This window comes from Pseudonocardia sp. UM4_GMWB1, assembly GCF_017312155.1.
Classification (GTDB): Bacteria; Actinomycetota; Actinomycetes; order Mycobacteriales; family Pseudonocardiaceae; genus Pseudonocardia; species Pseudonocardia alni.
In genome coordinates this window covers 618,407-631,328 of the sequence record NZ_QJPN01000001.1, presented here as the reverse complement: position 1 = coordinate 631,328, position 12,922 = coordinate 618,407, and the positions used below count along the sequence as shown (strand labels likewise).

Genomic DNA, 12,922 nt, shown 5'->3' with positions numbered 1-12,922 from the left:
GGCGCGACCCGGGGGGTCAGAGGTAGAGACCGGTCCCGTGCTGGGTGGCCTCGGAGGCCACCGCGTGCAGGTCCCGCTCACGCATGACCAGGTGCCCGACGCCGGCGATCTCGACCTCGTACTGGTCCTCCGGGGCGAGCAGGACGCGGTCGCCGGCCTTCACCGTGCGCACGTGCTGTCCCACCCCGACCACCTCTCCCCAGACCAGACGCTTGGCGACCTGTGCGGTTGCCGGGATCACGATTCCGGCCGAGCTCCGTCGCTCGCCGGAACCCTCGACCCTCTTGATCATGACCCGGTCATGGAGCATCTGGATCTCGAGTTTGGGCTCGGCCACCGGGCCGATGCTACGGGTGACCCCTGACGCCCCCGGCGGCGCCCGGCGCAAGCGAGAGCATGCCCCGAACGTGGAACGCCCCGCGGCGCTACCGAGTCGGGGGTCGGGTGGCGCCGCGGGGCTCAGCAGGGGTTTCGCGCCGACCCGAGGACCTGTTACACCGCAAACAGTTTTCACTCGTCCGGAGCAGCGGGGGCTCAGGTGTTGGCGAGCAGGTACCGCCCGAAGTGCGGCACGGTGAAGGCGATCTGGCCGCGCTGGGCGGAGAACACCAGGCCCTTCTTGAGCAGGCTGTCGCGCGCCGGGGACAGCGACGACGCGCGCCGGTCCAGGTGCTTGGCCACCAGCGACGTCTCGACGGGGTGGTCCTCCCCGTCGGTCAGCTCGGCCATCGCCCGCAGGTACTCGCGCTCCGCCGGCGTCGCCCGCTCGAAGCGCGAGCCGAAGAAGCCGACCGCGAGCTCGGCCTCGGCCTCGGGGGCGGCCATCTCGACGTCCTTCACGCCGATCGGGCTGGTCGGTGCGGCGTCCCACGCGGCCTTGCCGTAGGCCTGCACGAAGTAGGGGTAACCGCCCGAGCGGACGTAGAGGTCGTCGAGGGCCTCCTGGTCGAAGGTCGCCTCCTCGCGCTCGGCCGGGGCGATCAGCGCGAAGTCGGCGTCCTTGCGGTCCAGCCGGTCGATCCGTGAGTACTTGAACAACCGCTCCGAGTAGGACTTCGACGCCGACAGCACGGCGGGCAGGTGCGGCAGCCCCGCCCCGACGACGACGAGCGGCACCCGGGCCTGGGACAGCTCGTGGCAGGCGGCGCAGAGCGCGGAGACGTCCTCGGGCCGCAGGTCCTGCATCTCGTCGATCAGCAGCGCGATGCCGGAGCCGACGTCCTGGGCCAGCTCCGCGACCTCGGTGAACAGCTCGACGAGGTCGATCTCGATGTCCCCGGAGTCCGCGCGCCCGTTCTTCACCGGGACGTCGATGCCGGGCTGCCAGCGCTCCCGCAGCTTCGTGCCCTCCGGCGACGACCGCAGCGCGAACGCCTTGAGCACGCCCAGCACCTCGTCGATGCGCTCGGGGGCCCGGTGCCGGACGGCGAGGTCGCGGATCGCGCGGTGCAGCGCCGCGGACAGCGGACGGCGCAGGTCGGCGTCCGGGCGGGCCTCGATCTTCCCGGCGCCCCAGCCGGCGTGCATCGCCATCGAGCGCAGCTCGCCGAGCAGCACCGTCTTGCCGACGCCGCGCAGCCCGGTGAGCACCAGGCTCCGCTCCGGGCGACCGCGGGCGACCCGCTCCAGGACGATCTCGAAGGCGTCCACCTCGCGGTCCCGGCCGGCCAGCTCCGGCGGGCGCTGCCCGGCGCCGGGGGCGAACGGGTTGCGCACCGGGTCCATGCGAGGACGGTATCCGCCGCTCTTCGGAATTCCGTAGACGACGACGGCGTGTCGCGGCCCCGCCACCCGGGCGGCCCAGCGACGACGTCGGTCACCCAGCGTGGTCGCGATGCCCGTCCGGGCCGGTTCCGGCATCGCCCGTGCGGTCCGCCGCGAACGCACCGTGCGAGCGGGGCCGAGGAACGCCGGCGCTGTCGTCACGATCCGGTGGCCCGCGCCCGGTGACCTTCCGCGACCGCGGTTGACCAGCAACACTCTGAGGCGTGCACCACCCCGTCGCACGTGACTACGCCCGGGAGGAGAGCGCTGTGGGCCGACACCGCGGACGGCACCGCGCCGACCGGATGCATCACTCGACGCTGCGGATGAAGCCGATCACGCTGCGTCGCCGACGGCTGGAGAGCCTGCGCAGCCTGCTCGCAGGAGCGCGCCCCGGCTGGTGAGAAGGACGGCGGGGGCGACCCCCGAACGCTCCCGCCGTCCACCACCCGGTCCTGGATCTGCCGCGCCCGGCCGTCGCACCCCTGGTGCCGCCGTCGCAGCCTCCGCACGGGGTGCGGAGACCGCGTGCGGGGTGCGCCGGGCGTCCACGTATCGCGAGGCCCGGTGACGGGTCAGGTGCGGTCGGGGCCGTCCACGACCTCGCCGTCGACGACCGGGCCGGTGCCCGCGGCAGGTCCGGTGATGCGCGGGTACGCGGTCGCCGAGCGCGGCTCGGTCACGGTCTCCCCCTCGACCACGGTGGCGCCGTAGCGGATCCGTGCGGTGCGCAGGCTCGGTGCGGCCCGCTCGGCGGCGTTCACCATGCGACGCCGGACCAGGGCCCGCGTCGGGGGGAACACCAGGGCGAGACCGAGCACATCGGTGATCAGGCCCGGCAGGAAGATGAGGATGCCACCGGCGGCGACGAGCAGCCCGTCGGTCGCCTCCTCGTGCGCCAGCTTCCCGCGCTGCACGGCGGTGGCGAGCGCGCGGGCGGCGCGGACGCCCTCCCGGCGGGCGAGCAGGAGTCCGACCACGGACCCGGCGAGCAGGACCAGCAGGGTCCAGCCCAGTCCGATCCACGCGATCAGCCCGGCGAGCGCGACGATCTCGAGCACGACGTAGAGCAGCACGAACGGCATGCCCGTACAACGCACGGGCATGCCGTTCTGCTCCCGGATCGCCCGAATTCCCCGGATCGATCCCCCGGGCCCTCGGATGATCTCCCCAGGTCACCAGGTGAAGGCGACCCCGGGGTCGTGCAGCAGCGCGCCGACGTCGGCGAGGAATCGCGAGCCCTCGGCCCCGTCGACGAGGCGGTGGTCGAACGACAGCGCCAGCCGGCACACGGTGCGCACGGCCAGCTCGCCGTCGACGACCCAGGGGGCGGGCTTGATCGACCCCACCGCGAGGATCGCGGCCTCGCCGGGGTTGATGATCGGCGTCCCGGTGTCGACGCCGAGCACGCCGACGTTGGTGATCGTGAACGTGCCCCCGACCAGGTCGGCCGGGGCGGTCCGGCCCGCCCGGGCGGTGTCGGTGAGCGTCGTGAGCGCGTCGGCCATGCCGCGCAGGGTGAGTGTGTCCGCGTCGCGGATCTTGGGGACGACGAGCCCACGCGGCGTCGCGGCGGCGATGCCGAGCTGGACGCGGGCGTAGTAGACGATCTCGCCGGCGCGCTCGTCCCAGCCGGCGTTGGCCGCCGGGGTCCGCGCGGCGGCGAGGCAGGCGGCCTTCGCGACGAACGCCAGCGGGGTCAGCTTGACCCCGGCGAACTCGCGCGAGGCCCGCAGCCGGTCGCGCAGGGCCATCATCTCGGTGACGTCGACGTCGAGGAACTCGGTGACGTGTGGCGCGGTGAACGCGCTCGCGACCATCGCCGCGGCGGTGGCCTTGCGGACGCCGCGGATGGGCTCACGCCGGTCCTCGGTGGGCCGGGCGGTGGTCGTGCCCGGTCCGGCCGCGGTGCCCGGCCCGGCCGCGGTGCCCGGCCCGGCGGCGGTGCCCGGCCCGGCGGCGGTGCCCGGCCCGGCGGCGAGCCCCGGGTCGCCGGGGCCCGAGCCGTCCGGCGCGGCACCCGAGGTCGCGGCGCCGGCGAGACTCCCGGCAGCGGCACCCCCCGCGGCGAGACCCCCGGCGACCGGCGACCCGGCGGACGTGCCGGCAGCGCCCGCTCCGGCGCCCCGGCCGTCGGCCGCAGCGCCGTTCCCGGCACCCGTGAGCCCGGCACCCGTGAGCTCGGCACCCGTGAGCCCGGCACCCGACGCGGCGGCGTGCACGTCCTCCCGGGTGATCCGGCCGTCCCGCCCGGTCCCCGTCACCGCCCGCAGGTCGACGCCCAGCTCCCGTGCGAGCAGCCGGACCGGCGGCGGAGCGAGCGGGACCTGGGCGGCACGCGGTCCGACCGCGTCGCCCCCGGCCCGGCCGTCGGAGCCCCCGGTCTGCCCGTCGGAGCCCCCGGCTCCCGGGTCGGCTCCGGTGGACGTCCCGGGAGCGGCCTGCTCGGGCGACCCGAGCGACTGCTGGGGCGACGGGACGGGGGCCGCACCCGGCCCCGAGGCGTCCGGGCCCCCGGCGACGGGGTCCCCCGCAGCGACGGACCCGGCCGGCGCAGCGGAGGCGGTAGGCTCGCGCCGGGGCCGTCGCCGGGCGGAGCCCTGCCGCGGCCCGTACCCGACGAGCGTCGCGATCCGTCCGTCCCTGCCCGCCTCACCGATCTTCGCGCCGGTGTCGGCGCCGGCGTCGGGCGCGGTCCCACCGGTGTCGATCGCGATGATCGGCGTCCCCACAGCGACGGTCGCGCCCGGTTCGGCCAGCAGCTCCCCGACCGTCCCGGCCCACGGCGAGGGCAGCTCCACGGCCGCCTTCGCCGTCTCGATCTCCACGATCACGTCGTTCACCGCGACCGTGTCCCCGGGCGCCACCCGCCAGGTGATGATCTCGGCCTCGGTCAGCCCCTCGCCGACGTCGGGCAGCGTGAAGTGCTCACGCATGTGCTCCTCCTCACCAGGCCAGGCAACGATCGACGGCGTCGAGCACCCGGTCCAGGTCCGGCAGGTACTCGTCCTCCAGCCGCGACGGCGGGTAGGGCGTGTCGAAACCGGTCACGCGGAGCACCGGCGCCTCCAGCGAGAAGAAGCACTCCTGCTGGATCCGGGCGGCGACCTCGGAGGTCACCGACGACTCCGCGGGCGCCTCGGACACCACGACCAGCCGTCCGGTGCGGCGCACCGAGTCCGCGACCGGGCCGAGGTCGAGCGGGGACAGCGACCGCAGGTCGACCACCTCGAGTTCGCGGCCCTCCTCGGCGGCCGCGGCGGCCGCGTCGAGGCAGGTCTTCACCATCGGCCCGTAGGTGGCGACGGTCAGCGCCGAGCCCGTCCGCACCACCCGCGACGCGTGCAGCGGGTACGCCGACGCCAGGTCGGCGCCGTCGAGCCCGCCCTTCTCCCAGTACCGGCGCTTCGGCTCGAAGAAGATCACCGGGTCGTCGGAGAGGATGGCCTGCTGGATCATCCAGTGCGCGTCCGACGGGGTCGAGCAGGTGACCACCTTCAGGCCCGCGACGTGCGCGAACAGCGACTCGGGCGACTCGGAGTGGTGCTCGACGGCACCGATCCCGCCGCCGTAGGGGATCCGGACGACGACCGGCACCGGCACCCGGCCCTGCGTCCGGTACCGCAGCTTCGCCAGCTGGGACACGATCTGGTCGTAGCCGGGGAAGACGAACCCGTCGAACTGGATCTCGCAGACCGGCCGGAACCCGCGCACCGCGAGCCCGATCGCGGCGCCGATGATCCCGGACTCCGACAGCGGGGTGTCGAGCACGCGCTGCTCGCCGAAGTCCTTCTGCAGCCCGTCGGTGATGCGGAAGACACCGCCGAGCCGGCCGACGTCCTCACCCATGACCAGCACCTTGGGGTCGCGCTCCATCGCGGCACGCAGGCCGTCGTTGAGCGCCTTCGCCATCGTGGTCGGCACAGCTCAGCCCTCCTGGTCCGCGAACGACGCGTGGTAGGCCAGGAACTCCTCGCGCTGGCGCTCCACCGTCGGCGACGCCTCGGCGTAGACCTGGGAGAACATCCGCTCCGGACCCGGCTGGGGCATCGCCCGGCAGAACGCCCGCATCCGCTCGCCCAGCGCGTCCGCCTCGGCCTCGACGGCGTCGAAGAAGTCGGCACCGACGCCGTGCCGCCGGGCCAGGTGCACCCGCACCCGCTCGATCGGGTCCTTGAGCTTCCACAGTTCGACCTCGTCGGCGAGCCGGTAGCGGGTCGCGTCGTCGGAGGTGGTGTGGGAGTCCATCCGGTAGGTGAACGCCTCGATCAGCACCGGGCCGTTGCCGGTGCGGCACTCGTCGAGCGCCCAGCGGGTGACGGCGAGGCAGGCGAGGACGTCGTTGCCGTCCACCCGGACGCCGGGGAAGCCGTAGCCGCGGGCGCGCTGGTAGAGCGGCACCCGGGTCTGGCGCTCGGCCGGCACCGAGATCGCCCACTGGTTGTTCTGGCAGAAGAAAACCAGCGGCGCGTCGTAGGCGGCGGCCCAGACGAAGCCCTCGTGGACGTCGCCCTGGCTGGTGGCGCCGTCGCCGAAGTAGCAGATGGTGGCCTCTCCGGTGTCACCGTCGGCGGTGCCGACACCGGCGGCGCTGCCGCCGACCTTCGACTCGAAGCGCTGGCCCATCGCGTAGCCGGCGGCGTTGAGGCACTGGTTGCCGATGACGATCGTGTACGGGTGGAACCGGGTCGCGACCGGGTCCCAGCTGCCGTGGTCGGTGCCGCGGAAGATGCCGAGCAGCTCGGTCGGGTCGACCCCACGGCACCAGGCGACGCCGTGCTCGCGGTAGCTGGGGAAGCACATGTCCTCGGGTGCGAGCGCGCGGCCGGAGCCGACCTGCGCGGCCTCCTGGCCGAGCAGCGGCACCCAGAGGCCGAGTTCGCCCTGGCGCTGCAGGGAGTTGCCCTCGCGGTCGGCCCGCCGGACCAGGACGAGGTCCCGGTAGAGCGACCGCAGGTCCTCGGCGGTGATGTCGGCGGCGTAGCGGTCGAAGCGCTCGTCGGGCACCCGCTCGCCCTCGGGGGTGAGCAGCTGGACGAGCTCCGGTCCGCCCTCGTCGACGCCCTTCAGCCCGGCGACGACCTGGTCGTGGCTGGGCCGCGACCGCGGGTCGGTCGGTATCCACGCCTGGGGTTCGTCCACGGCAGACCTCCTCGGTCGCACCGGGCGGGGTCACGCCCGGGAGCGTCGGCTCCGGGCCCGTGCGGGTGGTGCGGGCCCCGGGACGCGCAGGCGCGTCACCGCCGATCCTGGCACGTCACCGGCCCCGAGGAGAACCGGTGCCCCGCAGGTCGACGGGTGGACGACGGACCGTCGGACGTCCACAGACGACGGTCCCGGCACCCGGCCGGGACCGTCGCGGGAGCCGGTCAGGCGCCGTGCGGGCGCTCCGGGTCCGGCGGCGGGAACGCCGGGGGCTGCTGTGGGGTGCGCTGCGTCGGCGCGTCCGCACCCCCCGCCGGGTACGGCGGGTTCCCGGCGGCGGGGCGGCCCGGGGCGGGCGGGGTGGTGCCCGGCGCGCCGTAGCCGTAGCCGGGCTGCGGGATGCCCGCCGCGTCCTTCGCCTTGCGGGCGGCGCCGGCGATCTGGTTCGTGTACTTGCCCTTGGTCTGCTTGTCGACGAACTGGGCGGCGGAGTCGAGGGCCTTGCCCGCCTTGTCCGGGTTGGACCGGGCGTAGCGGCGGGCGGCCTCGACCGCTCCTGCCAGAACGGTGAGTCTGCGGAACAGCGACATCGTCGAGGACCTCCGTGACGAATGCGGCACCGCGTCGGACCGCGGCGCTGGGTCGTCGTACCAACAGTAGGCGAACGGGCACGGACCGGCGCGGCGTTCCACCGGCGTGCGACGACCACGTAACGGATCGGCCGTGCGCACGGCGGTGACCCGTCGACAGGTGGCAGGATCCCCGCCGTTCGACCCCGCCTCACCTGGAAGGCAACCGCATGACGACCGCGAGGACCCGCAGCGTCCGCTCCCTGACCGGGATCGCACTGTCCGCACTGACCGCACTGGTCCTGACCGGCTGTGGCGCCGGCGGCGACGGCAGCGGGGGAGGCGGCTCCGCCGAGGCCACCGGCACCGATGCGCCGATCCCGGCCGTCGCCAAGGACGACCGGCTCGCGGCGATGGTGCCGGCCGAGGTGCGGCAGGACGGCACGTGGGTCGTCGGCACCGACCCGACCTACCCGCCGAACGAGTTCACCGCGCCCGACGGCACCACGATCGTCGGGATGGACGTCGACCTCGGCACCGCGATCGCCCAGAAGCTGGGGCTGACCGCGAGGTTCGAGCAGAGCCAGTTCTCCGGGATCATCCCGGGCATCACCGGCGGCCGCTACGAGGCCGGCATCTCGTCGTTCACCATCAACGACGAGCGCACGCAGGTGCTCGACATGGTCGGCTACTTCTCCGCGGGCACCAGCCTCGCCACCCGCAGGGGCAACCCGGACGGCGTCGATCCGAACGACCTCTGCGGCAGGGCGATCGGCGTCCAGCAGGGCACCGTGCAGGTCGAGGACGTGCAGGCCCGCAACGCCGCATGCACCGCGGAGGGCAAGCCGGCCATCCAGATCACCGAGCTGCAGGCCCAGACCGACGTGACGCTCGCGCTGAACTCGAACCGGATCGTCGCGATGCTCGCCGACTCCCCGGTCGCCGCCTACGCGCAGACCACCACGAACGGCACGGTCGAGGTCGTCGGGCAGCCCTACGACACCGCGCCGTACGGCATCGCGCTCAAGAAGAACGACGGCCAGTACGCCCAGGCCGTGCAGGGTGCGGTCCAGTCGCTGATCGACGACGGCACCTACCGGCAGATCCTCGACAAGTGGAACGTCGCGAACGGCGCGATCCCCACCTCCTCGGTGAACGGTGGCTGAGCCGGCGACCACCGGCGCCCGACCCGAGCCCCGCGACGCGATCGGAGTCCGGCATCCCGGACGGTGGGTCGCGATCGCGGTGCTCGCCGTCCTGGGCGCGATGCTGGTCAACTCGCTGCTGACCAACGAGAACTTCGGCTGGCCGGTCGTCGCGGAGTACCTGTTCGCCGCACCGGTGCTGAACGGGCTCGCGAACACCCTCGTCCTGACCGTGCTGTCGATGCTGATCGGCATCGTCGGCGGGATCGGGCTGGCGGTCATGCGGCTGTCGCCGAACCCGGTGCTGTCCGGGGTGTCCGGGGTCTACCTGTGGCTGTTCCGCGGCACCCCGCTGATCGCGCAGCTGCTGTTCTGGAGCTTCCTGTCCTCGCTCTACCCGAACCTGTCGCTCGGCATCCCGTTCGGCCCGGAGTTCGTCGTGTTCGACACGAACTCGCTGATCACGCCGTTCCTGGCGTGTCTGCTGGGCCTCGGGCTGAACGAGGCCGCCTACATGGCCGAGATCGTGCGCGGGGGCATCCAGTCGGTCGACCAGGGCCAGAGCGAGGCCGCCGGGGCGCTGGGCATGACCCGCGCGCAGACCCTGCGCCGGGTCGTCCTGCCGCAGGCGATGCGGGTGATCATCCCGCCGACCGGCAACGAGACGATCGGCATGCTGAAGACGACGTCGCTGGTCGTCGTCATCGGCTACACCGACCTGCTCACCTCGGTGCAGCGGATCTACTCGACGAACTTCCAGACCATCCCGCTGCTCATCGTGGCCGCGGCCTGGTACCTGCTGCTGACCTCGCTGCTCACCGCCGGTCAGCGGGTCATCGAACGTCGCTACGGCCGCGGAGTCGCCGGTGCCGTCACCGAGGCGACCCCGCTGGTGCGGCTGTTCTCGTTCCGGACGGGAGGGAAGACCTCGTGACCCCGATGGTCCGCGCCGAGACGGTCGGCAAGAGCTTCGGCGACGTCGAGGTGCTCCGCGGCGTCGACCTCGTCGTCGAGCCCGGGCAGGTCTGCTGCGTGATCGGGCCGTCGGGCTCGGGCAAGTCGACCCTGCTGCGCTGCATCAACCACCTGGAGACCATCGACACCGGACGGCTGTGGGTCGACGGCGAGCTGATGGGGCTGCGCGAGGAGAACGGGCGGCTCTACCGGCTCCGTGACTCCGCGCTCGGCAGGCAGCGCCGCGAGGTCGGCATGGTGTTCCAGCGGTTCAACCTGTTCCCGCACCGCACCGCGGCGGAGAACGTGATGGAGGCGCCGGTCGTCGTGCGCCGCGAGTCCCGGGCGGCCGCGCGCGAGCGGGCCGTCGAGCTGCTCACCCGGGTCGGGCTCGGCGACCGCGCCGACGCCTACCCCGCGCAGCTGTCCGGCGGGCAGCAGCAGCGGGTCGCGATCGCCAGGGCGCTGGCCATGCGGCCCAAGCTGATGCTGTTCGACGAGCCGACCTCGGCGCTCGACCCGGAGCTGGTCGGCGAGGTGCTCGACGTGATGCGCGAGCTGGCCCGCGAGGGCATGACGATGATCGTCGTGACCCACGAGATCGGCTTCGCCCGCGAGGTCGGCGACGCGCTGGTGTTCATGGACGACGGCCGGATCGTCGAGTCGGGCGACCCGCGCGCGGTGCTCTCCGACCCGCAGGAGGAGCGCACCCGCGCGTTCCTGTCGAAGGTGCTCTAGCCGCGGGGGATGCGCCCCATCAGGAAGAACTCCGGGTTGGGGCGCAGCGCGGTCAGGTGCGCGAGCCGGTTCGACATCGCGAACAGCGCGGTGATCGCGCCGACGTCCCAGATCTCGTCCTCGGACAGCCCCGCGGCGCGGGCGTCGTCGAGGTCGGCCTCGGTGAGGGCCTCGGAGTTCCGGGCGACCAGCAGGGCGAGGTCGACGATCGCGCGCTCGCGCTCCGACAGCTCCACGGCGTAGGGGTTGGTCGCGACGCGGTCGGCGATCTCCGGGTCCTTGTAGCGGACCCGGAGGATCGCGCCGTGCGCGACGACGCAGTAGGTGCAGTTGTTCGCCCCCGAGGTGGCGACGACGACCAGTTCGCGCTCGGCCTTGGACAGTCCGTCGTCGGAGTCCATCAGCGCGTCGTGGTAGTCCAGGAACGCCCGCAGCTCCCGCGGGCGCCGCCCCAGTGCGCGGAACACGTTCGGGACGAACCCCGACCGCTCCGCGATCGCGCCGATCCGCTCCGCCAGGTCCGGCGGGAGCCCGTCGGGGTCGACGTGCCCGAACCTGCTCACCTCGTGCTGTGCCATGACGCGGACGCTAGCCGTCCGGGCCGTCAGCCGGGAGCGGCGACGCCGGTCCGGTAGGCCCACACCACGGTCTGCAGCCGGTCCCGGGTCCCGATCTTCGCCATCGCCCGGCCCAGGTGCGACTTGACCGTGGACGTCTCGACGACCAGCTCGTCGGCGATCTCGGCGTTGGACAGCCCGCGGGCCAGCATCTGCACGATCTCGGTCTCGCGCGGGGTCAGCGGGGCGACCCCGCCGTCGGGCGCAGCGTCCGGGGCGGGGCGGCGACGCGCGAACTCGGCGATCACCCGGCGGGTGACGGTCTGGTCGATCAGCCCGTCGCCGCGGGCGAGTCGGCGGACGGCGTCGACGAGGTCGTCGGGGTGGGTGTCCTTCAGGACGAACCCGCTCGCGCCCGCCTCCAGCGCGCCGAACACGTAGTCGTCGAGGTCGAAGGTGGTGACGACGAGGACAGCCGGGACCGGGTCGTCGAGGCCGGTGATCTCCCGGGTCGCGACGAGCCCGTTGCCACCGGGCATCCGGACGTCCATGCAGACGACGTCGGGCCGGTGTGCGCGCACCAGAGCGACGGCCTCCGGCCCGCTCGACGCCTCGCCGACGACCTCGACGTCACCGGCCAGCTCCAGGAACATCCGGAACCCGGCCCGGACCACCGCCTGGTCGTCGGCCAGCACCACCCTGATCACGCGCGTCCCCCTCCGGTCTCCGGGCCGGGATCGTGCGGGACGACCAGGCGGACCCGCCAGCCGTCGTCGCCGGTCCGGCCCGCCTCGAACGTCCCGCCGACCAGCTGTGCCCGCTCACGCATCCCGGCCAGCCCGAACCCCCGGGTGCCCGGCGCGCTGCCGGACTCCGGCGGGGTACCGCGCGCGGGGCCGTTCACCACCTCGACGGCGACCCGGCCGTCGGCGTGGGTCACGGTCACCCGGACCGGGGCGCCGGCGGCGTGCTCACGGGCGTTGGCCAGTGCCTCCTGCACCACCCGGTAGCAGGTGACGTCGGCGACCGGGGACGGCTCGCCCGGGTCCCCGCGCCGGACCAGCTCCACCGGCCCGCCCAGCTCCCGGGCCTGTTCCACGAGCCCGTCGAGCTCGGCGAGACCGGGGACCGGGGCGTCGGCCTCGGCGCCGCCCGCCCCCGGCTCCCGCAACGCTCCGACGACCAGACGCAGGTCGTGCAGGGTGCGGCGACCCTGCTCCCGCAGCCGGGACGCCGTCCGGCGCGCCTCGTCCGGGTCCCGGTCCACCAGCCGCTCGACCACCGCGGCCTGCACGACCATCGCCGACAGGTGGTGCGCGGCGACGTCGTGCAGCTCGCGGGCCATCCGCGCCCGCTCCCGGGCGACGGCGGCGTCCGCCCGTTCCCGGTACGCCGCGACGACACCGGCGGTGTGCACCCGGTCGAGCTCGGCGTAGCGACGCCGGGTCCGCAGGTACACGCCCAGCAGCAGCGGGCCGCCGTAGACCAGGACCGCCGACAGCACCTGGGCGACGACCAGCCCGGCCGCGCCGAGCAGCGCACTGTCGGACGGTCGCACCGCGATCCCGGTGAGCACCACGGTGGTCTCGACGACCGCCGCCGCGCCGACCAGGACACCGGCCCGTCGCGTCGGGAGCCGGGACCCGCAGGTGCCGGCCGCGACCGCTGTCGCCGGGCCCCGCAGGGCCGCACCCACCGGCAGCAGGACGACGTTCACCAGCTCCAGGCCGACCGTCAGCGCCAGGCAGACCGCCGGGGCGGTGCGGCGCAGCGCCAGCAGCAGGTTCTGCACGGTCACCACCCCCAGGGCCAGCGCCGCCGTGCCCGGCGCCAGGCCCAGCTCCGCGGCCGGGCCCGGTGCCAGTACCACCGGGGTGACCACCGCGAGCGTCCCGGCCGCGACGAGCACGGCCAGCGCGGCGTCGCGGCGTCGCGGTCCGGCCAGGCCGAGCGCGGTGAGCCGGGCGTCGAGCCGGTCCGCGCCCGTGCGGGGCGGCGGTTCGGGGTGCGGGTGCATGGGGTCTCCGGCCTCGGGTGGGGTGATCGTAGG

Annotated in this window: 14 protein-coding genes; 4 read left to right on the top strand and 10 right to left on the bottom strand. The window is 74.3% G+C overall.

Annotated elements, in window-relative coordinates; all coding sequences use genetic code 11:
* Positions 1-16 precede the first annotated feature (16 nt).
* A complete protein-coding gene (locus tag DMP15_RS03125; protein WP_043276256.1) occupies positions 17-337 on the bottom strand; it encodes a GroES family chaperonin in 321 nt (106 codons plus the stop codon).
* A gap of 197 nt (positions 338-534) precedes the next feature.
* Entirely contained in the window at positions 535-1,725 is a 1,191-nt protein-coding gene (locus DMP15_RS03120) for an ATP-binding protein (RefSeq protein WP_062398897.1), read from the bottom strand.
* A gap of 263 nt (positions 1,726-1,988) precedes the next feature.
* On the opposite strand from DMP15_RS03120, the gene DMP15_RS03115 reads away from it, so the two are divergent.
* Complete coding sequence (locus tag DMP15_RS03115; RefSeq protein ID WP_179761509.1) at positions 1,989-2,168, top strand: hypothetical protein; 180 nt, start codon at positions 1,989-1,991, stop codon at positions 2,166-2,168.
* A gap of 171 nt (positions 2,169-2,339) precedes the next feature.
* Here DMP15_RS03115 and DMP15_RS03110 read toward each other — a convergent pair whose 3' ends face one another.
* From DMP15_RS03110 to DMP15_RS03090, 5 genes are all read right to left on the bottom strand, one after another.
* The gene (locus DMP15_RS03110) at positions 2,340-2,870 is read right to left on the bottom strand and encodes an FxsA family protein (RefSeq protein ID WP_083658707.1); all 531 of its coding nucleotides are present in this window, start codon (positions 2,868-2,870) and stop codon (positions 2,340-2,342) included.
* Positions 2,871-2,939: 69 nt separating this feature from the next.
* A complete protein-coding gene (locus DMP15_RS03105) occupies positions 2,940-4,700 on the bottom strand; it encodes a dihydrolipoamide acetyltransferase family protein (RefSeq protein WP_100879074.1) in 1,761 nt (586 codons plus the stop codon).
* A gap of 10 nt (positions 4,701-4,710) precedes the next feature.
* On the bottom strand, positions 4,711-5,676 hold the full coding sequence (locus tag DMP15_RS03100; RefSeq protein WP_100880748.1) for an alpha-ketoacid dehydrogenase subunit beta: 966 nt from the start codon (positions 5,674-5,676) through the stop codon (positions 4,711-4,713).
* A 15-nt stretch (positions 5,677-5,691) separates the two neighbouring features.
* Positions 5,692-6,906 (bottom strand): pyruvate dehydrogenase (acetyl-transferring) E1 component subunit alpha, encoded by a 1,215-nt coding sequence (gene pdhA / locus DMP15_RS03095; protein WP_208623003.1) that lies wholly within the window; start codon positions 6,904-6,906, stop codon positions 5,692-5,694.
* Between the two features lie 227 nt (positions 6,907-7,133).
* Positions 7,134-7,499, bottom strand: a complete 366-nt coding sequence (locus tag DMP15_RS03090) for an antitoxin (protein WP_073576094.1) — start codon at positions 7,497-7,499, stop codon at positions 7,134-7,136.
* A gap of 209 nt (positions 7,500-7,708) precedes the next feature.
* On the opposite strand from DMP15_RS03090, the gene DMP15_RS03085 reads away from it, so the two are divergent.
* From DMP15_RS03085 to DMP15_RS03075, 3 genes are read left to right on the top strand one after another with little or no spacing between them, the layout of a single operon-like run.
* Complete coding sequence (locus DMP15_RS03085) at positions 7,709-8,644, top strand: ABC transporter substrate-binding protein (protein ID WP_083658709.1); 936 nt, start codon at positions 7,709-7,711, stop codon at positions 8,642-8,644.
* On the top strand, positions 8,637-9,557 hold the full coding sequence (locus tag DMP15_RS03080; protein WP_073576095.1) for an amino acid ABC transporter permease: 921 nt from the start codon (positions 8,637-8,639) through the stop codon (positions 9,555-9,557). Before DMP15_RS03085 ends, DMP15_RS03080 begins: the two co-directional genes overlap by 8 nt.
* A complete protein-coding gene (locus DMP15_RS03075; RefSeq protein ID WP_301549049.1) occupies positions 9,554-10,315 on the top strand; it encodes an amino acid ABC transporter ATP-binding protein in 762 nt (253 codons plus the stop codon). Before DMP15_RS03080 ends, DMP15_RS03075 begins: the two co-directional genes overlap by 4 nt.
* On the opposite strand, the gene DMP15_RS03070 is transcribed toward DMP15_RS03075, so the two are convergent.
* Genes DMP15_RS03070 through DMP15_RS03060 form a run of 3 tightly spaced genes read right to left on the bottom strand, consistent with a single transcriptional unit; the run spans position 10,312 to position 12,889 of the window.
* Positions 10,312-10,893: a peroxidase-related enzyme gene (locus DMP15_RS03070; RefSeq protein ID WP_073576096.1), complete on the bottom strand. Its 582-nt coding sequence runs from the start codon at positions 10,891-10,893 to the stop codon at positions 10,312-10,314. The two genes, DMP15_RS03075 and DMP15_RS03070, sit on opposite strands and share 4 nt — an antisense overlap.
* 26 nt (positions 10,894-10,919) lie before the next feature.
* Complete coding sequence (locus DMP15_RS03065; protein WP_100879076.1) at positions 10,920-11,579, bottom strand: response regulator transcription factor; 660 nt, start codon at positions 11,577-11,579, stop codon at positions 10,920-10,922.
* Entirely contained in the window at positions 11,576-12,889 is a 1,314-nt protein-coding gene (locus DMP15_RS03060; protein WP_073576098.1) for a sensor histidine kinase, read from the bottom strand. Before DMP15_RS03060 ends, DMP15_RS03065 begins: the two co-directional genes overlap by 4 nt.
* Positions 12,890-12,922: the final 33 nt, after the last annotated feature.

Coding starts and splice junctions, on each gene's coding strand:
- DMP15_RS03120 (WP_062398897.1), bottom strand. CDS start 1,725: ATGGACCCGGTGCGCAACCCGTTCGCCCCCGGCGCCGGGCAGCGCCCG.
- DMP15_RS03110 (WP_083658707.1), bottom strand. CDS start 2,870: ATGCCCGTGCGTTGTACGGGCATGCCGTTCGTGCTGCTCTACGTCGTG.
- DMP15_RS03105 (WP_100879074.1), bottom strand. CDS start 4,700: ATGCGTGAGCACTTCACGCTGCCCGACGTCGGCGAGGGGCTGACCGAG.
- DMP15_RS03100 (WP_100880748.1), bottom strand. CDS start 5,676: ATGGCGAAGGCGCTCAACGACGGCCTGCGTGCCGCGATGGAGCGCGAC.
- DMP15_RS03090 (WP_073576094.1), bottom strand. CDS start 7,499: ATGTCGCTGTTCCGCAGACTCACCGTTCTGGCAGGAGCGGTCGAGGCC.
- DMP15_RS03085 (WP_083658709.1), top strand. CDS start 7,709: ATGACGACCGCGAGGACCCGCAGCGTCCGCTCCCTGACCGGGATCGCA.
- DMP15_RS03070 (WP_073576096.1), bottom strand. CDS start 10,893: ATGGCACAGCACGAGGTGAGCAGGTTCGGGCACGTCGACCCCGACGGG.
- DMP15_RS03060 (WP_073576098.1), bottom strand. CDS start 12,889: ATGCACCCGCACCCCGAACCGCCGCCCCGCACGGGCGCGGACCGGCTC.